The organism is Lysinibacillus sp. UBA5990, from assembly GCF_002429815.1.
Taxonomy (GTDB): Bacteria; Bacillota; Bacilli; order Bacillales_A; family Planococcaceae; genus Lysinibacillus; species Lysinibacillus fusiformis.
In genome coordinates, this window is sequence record NZ_DJAY01000011.1 from 731,325 (window position 1) to 743,996 (window position 12,672).

Sequence of the window (12,672 nt, forward strand, 5' to 3'; positions counted from 1 at the left end):
TTTTTTCATACTGGCAAAGAAAAGGAGGTTATTATGTATACAATTGGACAAGTGGCAAAATTTTTAGGCATTTCTAGAGATACGATCAAATATTATGAGGAAAAGGAATTGGTCAAGCCTCAACAAAATAGTGAAAATGGCTATCGAACATATAATCAATTGGATATATATCATTTAACAACCGTCAATTTCTATCGAGAATTGGATTTAGAAATTAAACGAATACAAGAAGTTAGAAAAGGCATGAGCATTGAGGGAATCCAACATCTATTAGAGGAGAAAGAACAACAGGTATTAGAGGAGATAGCCTATAAAAACCTACTGTTAAAAAAACTCCAAAATGCTAAAGAAGATTGCCAAAAAATTCAACAATATTTAGGTACCTATACGATAAAAGAAATGAAACCTCTAGCCATGTTAGGAGTAATAGACCATTATACAGCTTATGAAGAATATGACGCACTTAAAGAAAACACAGACAGTTTAAAAAAAGCGGTTATCCTGACTTCATTAAGAAGAGTGATACAGTTTAATGAACAAGGCATGCAGGAAGATAAATTTATGATTGTGCGAAAGCTAGAAGAAAACGAGAAAACCTTAGAAGAGCAAATTTTATATCATCCAAAATGTTTATATACGGTAATTGAAGATGGAAGATGGTCGACGGGGGGCAAAAATACAGACGATCAAGTGGAAGCGACAATTAGAAGAGTAGCTAAAGAAAATGGCTATGAACTTTTAGGCCTCGTTTATATTAACTTATTACTAGCCACTTTCGAGGGAGGACTAGAACGAATTTTTTTAGAAATGTATGTTCCCATAAAATAGAGTGATAGATATAAATATGTATTGACCTGTGAGCAACCCCTAGGTTTAAGCTGAAAGTATTCAGAACGAAACGGGGGATTTATTATATGAACAAAAAAAAGAAGCTAAAAAGACCGGTAGCGAGTTTCATTATCTTAACTAATATCATCTTTTTGCCACTTTTTTGCCTTGTAGGAGCCGTCAAAATGTTAGGGTTTCCAACATGGGTATTCGATATAGTCCGCTGTCTATCAGCATGGTCATCGACTTTTGCCTTTGCCATACTATTTCCAAAAATTTATCCAGGGCAGCATTTTTTACCTTTCGTGAAACAAAAATTTAAAAATCAACTTCGATTTTCTGTCATTCTGTCTGTCCTGCTCATTCAAGCCACCATCTTTATGATCATCTTACTTCTTGTTATGAATAATGCTAAAGCTGACGCGATTTTTACTATTTCCTCCTGGGGAATGCTTAGTTATTATTTCTTTAAAAACCTGTTGTCAGGACCTATAGGAGAAGAATTAGGGTGGAGAGGCTTTGCATTGCTTGAGCTCCAAAAGAAATACGGATCACTGCAATCTGCGATCATCATAGGGTTTTGGTGGGGAATTTGGCATTTACCTATTTGGTTCACTACAGGGTTTACAGGGCTTGAGCTACTGAAATACATCGTATTCTTTATGCTTTCCATCATTTCAACGACCATCATCATGACAGCCTTTTATACAATTAATCAAAATTTAATCATTCCTATAATGATCCATCAATTCTTCAATTTTTTTATAGGCATTATAAACGAGAATTTAATTATTTTAATGATGTATAACGCTATCCTGTATTCAATAGCAGCCTTTCTACTTATACTGATGAATCCAAAGAAGGTTTGGTCTAATAAACTTAGCCAATGACATAATAAAGTAAAAGCTGTGATTTCCACATAACTTTGGGCTTGAGCTGCTCCTCGCTTGTAAATAATTGTCCAATTTGTCCCAAAGACCAATTAAGACGAAAACTAGAGGCAGTATGGATAGTTCGTTTATTTATCCATTAGTAGCGTTACAAGAATCCAATTTATACATTGGATTCTTTTTTGTTGTAATTTATAAAGTATACATTTATGTCTATAGTAAAAAAAACGTTTTTTCGAGTAAATATCATTGAGTTTCTTTAGAGTAATGTATAGATAAAGTGACTTTTTATAAGAAAAATAAAAGTCTATTAATTTATAAAAATACACTTGTTTTTATTTTTATAACATGATACTATTCGTGTATAAACTTTTAATTGAATGTATAAACATACATATCTATAGAGCAATGGAGGCGCATTATTTATGGCAAATAAAAAGGTTGTACTAGCATATTCAGGAGGACTTGATACTTCAGTAGCAATTCCATGGTTAAAAGAACAAGGTTGGGACGTTATTGCGGTATGTCTTGATGTAGGCGAAGGGAAAGATCTGGAGTTTGTAAAAAACAAAGCTCTGCAAGTAGGTGCAATTGAGTCTTATATGGTGGATGCAAAGGATGAATTTGCAGAAAACTATGCATTGATTTCATTACAAGCACACACATGGTATGAACAAAAGTATCCATTAGTGTCAGCTCTTTCTCGTCCATTAATCTCCAAAAAATTAGTAGAGATTGCAAACCAAGTAGGTGCAGATGCTGTAGCTCATGGTTGCACAGGTAAAGGCAATGACCAAGTTCGTTTTGAAGTTTCTATTAAAGCATTAAATCCAGATCTAGAGGTATTAGCACCAGTACGTGAGTGGGGCTGGAGCCGTGATGAGGAAATTGAATATGCGATGAAACATAATGTACCTATTCCTGCAACATTAGATTCTCCATTTTCAATTGACCAAAACTTATGGGGTCGTGCAAATGAAGCTGGCATTATGGAAGATCCATGGGTATCTCCACCAGAAGAAGCTTATGGCTTAACTGTTTCAGTAGAAAACGCACCAAATGAAGCAGAGTATGTGGAAATCGAATTTATTGCTGGTAAACCAGTTGCTTTAAACGGAAAAGAAATGAAACTGGCTGATTTAATTCAGGAGTTAAACGCAGTAGCAGGTGCACATGGCGTTGGACGTATTGATCACGTTGAAAATCGTTTAGTAGGCATTAAATCTCGTGAGGTTTATGAAATTCCTGGTGCTAAGGTGCTGTTAACGGCTCATAAAGAGCTTGAAGATTTAACGCTTGTCAAAGAATTAGCACACTTCAAGCCAGTTATTGAGAAAAAACTATCTGAATTAATTTACGATGGTTTATGGTTCTCCCCATTACGTGATGCACTTGAAGCATTCCTTGCACAATCACAGCAATATGTGAACGGTACAGTACGTGTGAAATTATTCAAAGGGCATGCCATTGTAGAAGGACGTAAATCACCAAATTCACTATACAACGAAAAATTAGCCACATATTCGAAGGAAGACCAATTCAATCACGCTTCCGCTGTAGGCTTTATCGAACTATGGGGTCTACCAACTGTAGTGAACTCATCTGTTAATAAAAAGTAATCGTAATAAGCAAGGTGTGGTGGGGCCTTTGTGCTTGACCTACACCTTTTAAAAAGTACTAAAGGAAAAGGTGAGCTGACATGACAAAACTTTGGGGTGGACGTTTCCAAAAATCAGCAGAAGCATGGGTAGATGAATTTGGTGCATCCATTGGCTTTGATCAACAACTTGTGTTAGAGGACCTTGAAGGTAGTGTTGCACATGTCACAATGCTTGGCGCAACAGGGATTTTACCAACAGCTGATGTAGAGGCCATACTTAGTGGTCTTGCCCAACTGAAAGAAAAGGCAATAGCAGGTGAGCTTGAATTTAGTATTGCTAATGAAGATATACATTTAAATTTAGAAAAAATGCTAATTGATTTAATTGGTCCTGTTGGTGGCAAACTACATACAGGACGTAGCCGCAATGACCAAGTTGCGACGGATATGCATCTCTTTTTGAAAAAGCGTGTCCAGGAAACGATTGATTTAATTGCTACATTCCAAAAAACTTTATTAGTCCAAGCCGAGGAGCATATTGAAACGATTGCCCCAGGCTATACACATTTACAACGAGCTCAGCCGATATCTTTTGCCCACCATTTAATGGCCTATTTTTGGATGCTAGAGCGTGATAAGCAACGTTTCACAGAATCCATCAAACGTATTGATATTTTACCATTAGGGGCAGGAGCAATGGCAGGGACAACATTCCCAATAGACCGTTTAAAATCTGCAGAATTGCTTGGATTTAGTGAGGTTTATGCCAACTCGATGGATGCTGTAAGTGACCGTGACTTTATTGTAGAATTTTTAAGCAATGCATCCTTGTTAATGGCACATTTATCTCGCTTTGCTGAGGAGATTATTTTATGGTCTACAGATGAATTTAAATTTATTGAATTGGATGATGCCTTTTCAACAGGTTCTTCCATTATGCCACAAAAGAAAAATCCTGATATGGCTGAGCTCATTCGAGGCAAAACAGGGCGTGTTTATGGAAATCTGATGGGCTTGTTAACTGTTTTAAAGGGGACACCATTAACGTACAACAAAGATATGCAAGAAGATAAAGAAGGCATGTTCGATACAGTGCATACGATTCTTGGTTCTCTGAAAATCTTTGAAGGTATGGTTCGTACGATGACAGTCAATACGGAACGCTTACAGCAAGCTGTTCATACTGACTTCTCGAATGCAACAGAACTAGCTGATTACCTTGCTACAAAAGGTATGCCATTCCGTGAAGCACATGAAGTAACAGGTAAACTTGTGTTCACATGTATTCAAAAAGGCATTTACTTATTAGATTTACCATTGGATGAGATGAAGCTTGAAAGCGAGCTAATTGATTCGGATATTTATGATGTGTTAGCGCCAGAAGCGGCCGTTCGACGCCGTCACTCTCTTGGGGGAACTGGCTTTGACCAAGTCAAAATTCAAATTGAAAAAGCTCAAGCTTGTCTAGTCGTCCAACATTAATTTTGCGTGCATGTCCTCGTGACTTTTGCATAGATATTCATTAAAGCTGTCCTGTGAGGCGCTATGAAAACCTTATCCTTTTTCAACAGAGCCGGAGGGTGACGTGAAAAAGAGTACCTTACATACGTGAAGGACAATCCCCAATTCTGGAGACGCAGAATTGGGGTTTTTGTATGAAAACGTGGTAAGAGGACAAAATAGTTGAAGGTTTTTTTAAAGGGCTTGAAACAAATAAACAAAAGATCACAAAGGAAGATGCAGCAAGGATGGTCGAATACAAAACATAAGTAGATATAGAATCGGTTTACGTAAAATGATTATTGAATTTTCGAATGGCGGTGTCTATGCACGATCAGCACTTAATAATTGTCGCTTCTCAGCAATTGTAATGGTAGAGGGATTCTTATAAGGAATGATTGTACGCCAAAGAAAAGATTATATTCATGCATAAACAAATGGGCAATGGTTCATAATAAGAGCGGAAACACTTATTAATCTAAACTGATGGGGAGGATGCAGAATGAGTAATAGTCAAACACCCAAAGACCAAGAATCTCAGGAAAGTCCGCCACAGCTGTGGAGGGTTGAAGCTTCTTAAAACTTAAGCCTAAAGGTGAAGCAGAGTTCTGTTTCACTGTAGATTAAGGTGAAGCGTAAATCATCCCAGTAAAAAATCAAATAGAAGCAATAAGTGTCCATGGATCCAGAATTATTCTGGGTCCTTTTTTAATGCTACTTATTAATGGAGGAAGGTGACCAAATTAAACTCCAAAAATACCTACAATTGACAACGAAAAAAATCTGTACTACTCTATATAGAACAGATTCTATTTGGTTTCAATTAGCCAATCGATTAATGGAATAACTGTGCAATTGCTTGGGGTTTAGAAGAAGAGCAAATGACAAAATTGTTCCAGCGAATTTTAAAACAAGGGAAGTAGGGGTATTATGCTTATAAATAGTAGGCATTTTTTATCCCAATACATACGATCCATCCTTGTAAGCTCAGAAAAATAAGGCATTGATTGGATAATCAATTAAGTTTCACATAGAGAGGGAGATTATAATGAGGAAATTGTTTGTGCTATGCTGTACGCTTTTACTTTTAGCTGCCTGTGGACAAAAGGGAGCGATTGCTGAACATAAAGAAACAAAGGGGGAAAGTGCCATGAGCGAACAGTTTATTGGAAAATGGGAAGGCAATATTGAAACACCGAATGGACAGATACCAATCATTGTTGATTTACAGAAAGATAGTGGTACTCTATCCGTCCCAGCACAGGGCATATCCAATTTCCCGTTAAAGAGAGTGAAATATACAGGTGATCAGGTAACGGTTTCCATTGATTTAAACGGCTCAGTAATTGCTATTAATGGTACTTTCAAAAATGAACAAATAGAAGCTACATTTCAACAAAATGGTGGGACCTTCCCACTTATCTTAAAGGCATATAAAGAGGAACCAGTAACTTATGAACCATTAAAGATTCCAGTTCAGCAAGGTGACCTAATAGTGGCTCTTCAAAAAGCCAATACAACATCTCCATCACCAGTCGCAGTTATTATAGCTGGCTCAGGGCCGACAGATAAGGATGGTAATTCAGTTTTAGCTGGTAAAAATAATAGTTTAAAAATGATTGCTGATGGTTTGGCTCAGGAGGGAATCACAACTGTACGCTATGATAAACGAGGTATTGGGGATAATCAAGCGCTCTTGACCAAAGAAGAAGATGTGACGTTTGACCAATATGTTGAAGATGCAGTGCAAATCATCCAATCATTGCAGGCTAATAAAGCCTATACTAGTGTTCATGTTATTGGACATAGTGAAGGTTCATTAATTGGTTTATTAGCGGCTCAAAAAACAGGAGTAGAATCCTTTGTTTCGATTGCAGGTGCTGGGCGTCCGTTGGATGAAGTATTAGTTGAGCAATTAAAAAGTCAGCTAGCACCAAATTTATTCAAAGAATCGAAGGACATTTTGACAGCTCTAAAGCAAGGGAAGCAAGTGAAAAGTATTTCGCCAGAATTACAAGCAGTCTTCCGTCCTTCTGTACAGCCTTTCCTTATTTCCGTGTTAAAATATAATCCAGCCGCAGAGCTTGGAAAAGTAAAGAGTCCTGTACTACTTGTGCAAGGAACGACCGATTTACAAGTGAAGGAAGCCGATGCAGAGGCATTAAAGAAAGGTAACCCTGATGCAAAGCTTCTTTATATGGAGGGGATGAACCATGTGTTGAAAAAGGCACCAGAAGACTATGCCGCGAATTTAGCAACCTATGCAGATCCAACACTTCCACTACATGAGGATTTACTACCAGCTATTCAACAATTTATTAATGGAAAGTAGGCTGATTCACTGTGGGTGTCTTTGTATATTTAATCATCATGCTTCCATTTCTCATTTTTGCCCTTGTATTATCACAGGGGAAAGGGACTTTTTTAATTACTGGCTTTAACACAATGTCACCTGACGAAAAAGATATGTATGACGAAATTGCACTTGCAAAATTTATGGGGAAGATGATGTATGGCTACTGTTTTTGTGTACTTTTATGGGTGCTGAACGAAATATTTCAAACACAGTGGTTATTTATTGTAGGTCTTGTTCTTTTCGTAGTACTTACGATATTTTTAATGATCTTTATGAACACAGGCAATCGATTTAAAAGATAAAAAATACAAAGAAGGACTTGATCGTAACAACGACAAGTCCTTCTTTATATGAGAATCATTATCATTTATCGAGAATTCTGTTAAACTAGAGCCATGTCAATGGTAAAACTAGAAGGAGTGCATGAGCTCAATGAAATTAAGCGACCATATACTTTTGTGGAATCACACGTACATTAAAATAATGGATATACGTTTTATAATGATGGAACAGGGAGAAGCTTTTGGCCCTTATCCATTGCCAACCAATGCCTTTCTTTATACAAAAAGAGGCGATGCTCAAATATGGGTTGATAAAAATAGGCATTTGGTACAATCCTTTCATGCTCTTCATGCAGGAAAAGGGGGCTGTATACAGATTGTAGCAGAGAAGGAATTTGAGTATTTTCTGATTTTCTATAAAGCCACTCTACCGTTACCGAATCGACAAAAAATTGTCGCTTTGTTGGAAAACGACAATCCGTTCCAATATCAGTATGCTTTCGCACCAGCTAATCCACTTACGCTGCTTGATAAAGCGGAGCAGATGCATACGGTTTGGCTACAACCCAATGATAAAGAGCTGAAACGTTTACATATAAAAGCGTTGTTTTATCAATATATTTATGAATTACTACGACAAATGCATGCTCAGGGGATTCACCCTATTAAGCCAGATATAGTTACAGAAGCAGTTCGTTATATGGAGGAACATTATCAAAGGCCATTGACGCTTGAAAAGCTGGCTCAGGAATTATCTTGTAGTGTTGGTTATTTATCTAAGCTGTTTAAAGAAAAAATGCATACTAGCCCGATTCATTATTTGGGTGTAATGCGTATAAACAAAGCAGCAAAATTATTAGTACAAACAGATGCGACATTACAGGACATTGCTGATCATGTCGGTTATCCTGATGGCTATTCATTAAGTCGAAGCTTTAAACGACATAAGGGCATTTCTCCAGCTCAATTTAAAAGCGCGTGGAAACAAAAAAGCCAAGATGAAGAATTGCCACTTAGGAGAAGAAGATATGCTATTCTCCCTAACCATATCGAATGGTATATTGATGGTGAAATTGAAAATCATTATCAACGAAAGGGAGCAAGTGAAATGTCGAAGTTTAAAAACATGAAAGTAACGGCCATGACGTTGTTTATGTGCCTCTCATTATTATTAACTGCATGCTCACATGCAACAACTACAAATGGAGCCTCACCAGCTGCCAATCAAGAAGCAAAGGCGAATAGTGGACAAGAAGTGATGCAGGAGGGGAAAACAAGAATTGTTGCTACGCCAAGAGGTGATGTTGAAATTCCAGCACACCCACAACGTGTAGCGGCTGATCAATATATGGGGCAACTATTAAAGCTAGGCATTATTCCAATCGGGGTTCGTGAAGGGATGTTAACGGAAGGGTGGATAGAAAAATCAGGCATTTCGAAAGAAACACTCGATAAAATTGAGAATTTAGGTAATTTTCCAATGAACCCGGAAAAACTTATTATGTTAGAGCCAGATTTAATTATTGGATCAATCGAAAAAAATATTGAACAATATGAAAAAATTGGAACGACAGTTTTTATCCCCTATTGGGAAGAACTTTCAACTGCAGGGCCTTTGGAAAAATTCAGAAGAATTGCTGAAGTATTTGGTAAAGAGCAAGAAGCGGAGGAATGGATAAAAGGATATGAACGCAAGGTAGAAGATGCTCGAAAACAAATAGAAGGCATCATTAAGGAAGGTGAAACGGTGTCAATTGTGCAATTAAGCCCTACAGGTTTGTTTGTGTTAGCTGCTGAGGGTGGGAATTATGGTAGTAATACCATTTATCAGATGTTGAAATTACCTCCTACAGGACAAGCATTAAATATGAAAGAAGGCTTTGAAAAAATCTCGATAGAGAGGTGCTGCCCGAGTATTTAGGTGCTCATGTATTTGTCTATGTGAATTCGCAAGAAGATGCAGAGGAGATATTGAACAGCCCTATTTGGCAAGGAGCCCCTGCAGTGAAAAATGGCCATGTTTATATGTATGGTGAATTCGATGATGAATTCGTGATGGAAGATCCATACTCTTTAGATCTTCAGCTTGAGAAAATTGTTAACGTTTTATTAGAGAAAAAATAGTGACCAACATGACTTGGACTTGTTTTATAACATAATTATAAACCCTCCTCTATGGCTTGTTTTAGAGGAGGGTTTGTGCTGAGAATGGTCCTAATGACAATAATTTATGCATGTTGTATGACTATTTTATATATATTAGTAGCATAGAATATATGAAATGAAGTAGAACTATAAGAATGGTTCTACTTTTTATAAATACTTAAAAAGCTGAATATTTAGGAAACCGTAAAATTAGTGTCACGAATATGCTCGAAAAAGATTTATTTTTCTTATTTTCTGTAAAAATAGAATTTTTAGAATAATAAGTATTATTATAGAGGACATTAAAAAATTACTAGGTAAGGAGAATTATTTAATATGTCTCAAATGTTAGCACTGACGATAGTACTTGCTATTCTTTACATCGGGGATATTGTCGCAACTAGAACAAAGGCTTGGATTCCATCCGTGTTCGTCTGTGCGGTATTATTTTTAATCGGATATTGGACGTTTTTCCCAGAAGATATTGTTAGTATTGCCGGGATTGGACCAGTAGTTGCCACGATGTTAATGTATTTATTAATTACCAATATGGGGACACTTCTGTCACTCAAGGAATTGAAAAACCAGTGGAAAGCAATTGTCATTTCATTGGCCGGTATTGTAGGAATTATTGCTATTTTATTTACAATTGGCGCCATGATTTTTGATTTGAAAACGATGATTGTGGCAGTTCCACCATTAGTTGGAGGAGTTGTGGCTGCATTAGTCATGTCAGAAGGTGCCTCGGCAGCTGGCTTAGAGGATTTAGCAGTTTTTGCAATTGTTATTTATGTCATTCAAGGATTTGCAGGGTATCCGATTACTTCAATTGTATTAAAACGTGAAGCTAAACGTTTATTAAAAGAACACCAACAAGGTACGCTACATACGATTTCACAAGTGCAGGAAGAAGAAAACTTTGCTACTGATCAGCCTAAATTATTTAGGAAGATACCTGCAAATTATAATACAGAATACTTTAAATTTTTCCGATTGGCGTTTGTTGGTTTATTGGCCTACGGTACATCGACTGTATTGGCTCCAATTGTAACAGTTAATGCACTCGTACTGTGCTTAGTGTTTGGTGTACTTGCTTCAACATTTGGCTTTTTAGAAAAACAACCGTTACAAAAAGCAAATGGCTTCGGCTTTGCCATTATGGGCTTAATGCTCTTTATATTCGATGGCTTAAAACAGGCAACCCCTGAAATGCTGATGCGAATTATTGTGCCATTAGTTGTTTCTATTGCCCTAGCAGTAGTCGGCATGTATATTTTCTCGTTCATCGCAGGAAAAATATTAAAAGTTAGCCCGAACTTAGCGTTTGCAGTTTCCTTAACAGCGCTATACGGTTTCCCCGCAGATTATATTTTAACGAATGAAGTAGTGAAATCATCAACGACGGATGAAAAAGAGCGTGAAATGCTGCTAAGTCGTATGTTGCCACCTATGCTTGTTGGAGGCTTCATTAGTGTAACGATAACATCGGTTATTTTAGCGGGTATTTTCGTCAATTGGTTATAAAAAGGAGAGAGGAATCATGAGTAACATTAAACCTATTATTGCAGATCTTAACAGCGAGCTTGTGGCGATTCGTCAAAAATTACATAGTGAGCCGGAGCTTTCGTGGGAGGAATATGAAACAACGAATTATGTAGCAGCTTATTTAGATAAGCTCGGTATTCCTTATAGACGAACAGAGCCCACTGGTATTATTGCTGAATTAAAAGGGGACAAAGAAGGAAAAACAGTTGCCCTACGTGCGGATATGGATGCCTTGTCCGTTTATGAAATTCGAGAGGATATTCCATATCGATCTAAAACAAATGGAAAGATGCATGCCTGTGGTCATGATGCCCATACAGCCATGCTATTAATTGCAGCTAAAACTTTACATGCAGTACGTGACGAAATAGAAGGGACAGTTCGATTTATTTTCCAGCCTGCTGAAGAAGTAGCTACAGGGGCAAAAGCAATGGTTGAGCAAGGCGCTATGGAAGGTGTAGATAACGCATTCGGTATTCATATTTGGTCTCAAATAGACACTGGAAAAATTCAGTGCAATAAAGGACCCGCGTTTGCCTCTGCTGATATTTTTAAAGTAACTTTCAAAGGGCAAGGCGGTCATGCTGCAGCGCCACATGATGCTATCGATGCAGTGATGATTGCTTCGACCTTTGCTTTGAATGTTCAAACGGTTGTATCGCGTACGGTCAATCCACTTCGTCCAGCTGTCTTAACGATTGGTAAAATGGATGTCGGTACCCGTTTCAATGTAATTGCCGAAGACGCTGTTTTGGAAGGAACTGTGCGTTGCTTCGATCAAGAAGTTCGTACGCATATTGAGGCGCAAATTCGCCATTATGCTGATCAAGTCGCAACACTCTATGGTGGGACAGCTGAGGTTATTTATGAATATGGTACACAAGCCGTCAATAACGATAATGCTAGTGCCGACTTAGTTGAACGTTTAGCGATTGAGCATTTTGGTTCTGAAGCTTATCATGTAGACGACCCAACAATGGGTGGCGAGGATTTCAGCTTTTACTTAGATGAAGTGCCAGGCTGTTTTGCATTAGTAGGCTCTGGAAATACAGAAAAAGATACACGCTGGGCCCATCATAATGGTCATTTTGATATTGACGAAGATGGTTTACGCATTGGAACAGAATTATATGTGCAATATGCATTAACTTGGCTAAAAGAAAATAAATAATATGAAAACGTAAGTGGTTATTTAAGTTGTATAATTCCATCCCAGCTGGTCATAATAAAAAAGATTTCACTTATGAAATCTATAATGATGAGGAGGATGAAAAATGAGTAGGTTCGAACAATTAGACCCCAAATCTCAAAAAATCCACCGCAACTGGTCAAGGATTAAGCGATCAAAATCGCAAGTAAACGGGGAAACGGAGATAACCCTTCATAACCGTCTCTTGCGAAGCGAAGCAAAGGCCCGTCAGTTTTAATCATGCTAGAAAAGTAAGTGTCATCGAGCCCAGAAATTTTCTGGGCTTTTCTTTTTGTGTAAAATTTATTGTATGATAATACTGAAAAGGGATTGAATAA

Annotated in this window: 10 protein-coding genes; all 10 read left to right on the forward strand. The window is 37.5% G+C overall.

Going from position 1 to position 12,672, the window contains the following annotated elements; all coding sequences use genetic code 11:
* Nucleotides 1-33 precede the first annotated feature (33 nt).
* The 10 genes from B3D94_RS11070 (at nt 34) to B3D94_RS11115 (ending at nt 12,572) form a co-directional block, all read left to right on the forward strand.
* Nucleotides 34-828 (forward strand): MerR family transcriptional regulator, encoded by a 795-nt coding sequence (locus tag B3D94_RS11070; RefSeq protein ID WP_069481836.1) that lies wholly within the window; start codon nt 34-36, stop codon nt 826-828.
* Between the two features lie 86 nt (nt 829-914).
* The gene (locus tag B3D94_RS11075) at nt 915-1,718 is read left to right on the forward strand and encodes a CPBP family intramembrane glutamic endopeptidase (protein WP_069481835.1); all 804 of its coding nucleotides are present in this window, start codon (nt 915-917) and stop codon (nt 1,716-1,718) included.
* Nucleotides 1,719-2,143: 425 nt separating this feature from the next.
* A complete protein-coding gene (locus B3D94_RS11080) occupies nt 2,144-3,337 on the forward strand; it encodes an argininosuccinate synthase (RefSeq protein WP_058844532.1) in 1,194 nt (397 codons plus the stop codon).
* Nucleotides 3,338-3,417: 80 nt separating this feature from the next.
* Nucleotides 3,418-4,800, forward strand: a complete 1,383-nt coding sequence (gene argH / locus B3D94_RS11085) for an argininosuccinate lyase (protein ID WP_069481834.1) — start codon at nt 3,418-3,420, stop codon at nt 4,798-4,800.
* Between the two features lie 1,066 nt (nt 4,801-5,866).
* Nucleotides 5,867-7,150 carry an alpha/beta hydrolase gene (locus B3D94_RS11090; RefSeq protein WP_291757298.1) on the forward strand — a complete coding sequence of 428 codons (1,284 nt, stop codon included), beginning with the start codon at nt 5,867-5,869 and terminating at the stop codon, nt 7,148-7,150.
* An 11-nt stretch (nt 7,151-7,161) separates the two neighbouring features.
* Nucleotides 7,162-7,476, forward strand: coding sequence for a DUF3784 domain-containing protein (locus B3D94_RS11095; protein WP_083244702.1), 315 nt, complete (start codon nt 7,162-7,164; stop codon nt 7,474-7,476).
* Nucleotides 7,477-7,606: 130 nt separating this feature from the next.
* A complete protein-coding gene (locus B3D94_RS11100) occupies nt 7,607-9,376 on the forward strand; it encodes an AraC family transcriptional regulator (RefSeq protein ID WP_291757299.1) in 1,770 nt (589 codons plus the stop codon).
* A gap of 560 nt (nt 9,377-9,936) precedes the next feature.
* Nucleotides 9,937-11,124, forward strand: coding sequence for a hypothetical protein (locus B3D94_RS11105; protein ID WP_069481831.1), 1,188 nt, complete (start codon nt 9,937-9,939; stop codon nt 11,122-11,124).
* A 13-nt stretch (nt 11,125-11,137) separates the two neighbouring features.
* Entirely contained in the window at nt 11,138-12,316 is a 1,179-nt protein-coding gene (locus tag B3D94_RS11110; protein WP_291757320.1) for an amidohydrolase, read from the forward strand.
* A gap of 103 nt (nt 12,317-12,419) precedes the next feature.
* Complete coding sequence (locus B3D94_RS11115; protein WP_004231380.1) at nt 12,420-12,572, forward strand: YpzG family protein; 153 nt, start codon at nt 12,420-12,422, stop codon at nt 12,570-12,572.
* Nucleotides 12,573-12,672 lie beyond the last annotated feature (100 nt).

What these genes read in the sequence shown, in the direction of transcription:
- B3D94_RS11115 (WP_004231380.1), top strand. Translation starts at nt 12,420, where the DNA reads ATGAGTAGGTTCGAACAATTAGACCCCAAATCTCAAAAAATCCACCGC.
- B3D94_RS11070 (WP_069481836.1), top strand. Translation starts at nt 34, where the DNA reads ATGTATACAATTGGACAAGTGGCAAAATTTTTAGGCATTTCTAGAGAT.
- B3D94_RS11105 (WP_069481831.1), top strand. Translation starts at nt 9,937, where the DNA reads ATGTCTCAAATGTTAGCACTGACGATAGTACTTGCTATTCTTTACATC.
- B3D94_RS11090 (WP_291757298.1), top strand. Translation starts at nt 5,867, where the DNA reads ATGAGGAAATTGTTTGTGCTATGCTGTACGCTTTTACTTTTAGCTGCC.
- B3D94_RS11080 (WP_058844532.1), top strand. Translation starts at nt 2,144, where the DNA reads ATGGCAAATAAAAAGGTTGTACTAGCATATTCAGGAGGACTTGATACT.
- B3D94_RS11075 (WP_069481835.1), top strand. Translation starts at nt 915, where the DNA reads ATGAACAAAAAAAAGAAGCTAAAAAGACCGGTAGCGAGTTTCATTATC.
- B3D94_RS11100 (WP_291757299.1), top strand. Translation starts at nt 7,607, where the DNA reads ATGAAATTAAGCGACCATATACTTTTGTGGAATCACACGTACATTAAA.
- argH (WP_069481834.1), top strand. Translation starts at nt 3,418, where the DNA reads ATGACAAAACTTTGGGGTGGACGTTTCCAAAAATCAGCAGAAGCATGG.